Origin of the sequence: Rhizobium ecuadorense (assembly GCF_001187535.1) — a bacterium.
Lineage (GTDB): Bacteria > Pseudomonadota > Alphaproteobacteria > Rhizobiales > Rhizobiaceae > Rhizobium > Rhizobium ecuadorense.
On sequence record NZ_LFIO01001062.1, the window covers coordinates 1 to 276 of the forward strand.

Consider the following 276-nt stretch of genomic DNA (forward strand, 5'->3'; position numbering starts at 1 on the left):
GCCACGTCCTGCGACCGTGATGCGCAGGTTGGGAAGTACGTCCTTGAGCATCGCCTCGGCCCGGACCAGATGTTCCAGGCCTTTGTAGGCAAAAATCCGTCCGAAGAGCAGGACGCGTATAGTTCCATCCGCTTCGCGCGGCGCCATCTTCTGTCGCCGGGCGAGCTCTGCATAGCGAAGGATCGAGGGATGCGACAGGACATGGACACAGTCCGGCGATTTTGAATATCGATCGACGGCCAGCCGCTTCAGTCCCTCACCGTGGACAACAAGATG

1 pseudogene is annotated in these 276 nt (G+C 59.8%); it reads right to left on the reverse strand.

From position 1 onward, the window contains the following. Positions 1 to 276: pseudogene (locus tag AF337_RS18875) on the reverse strand (glycosyl transferase); the annotation flags it as partial.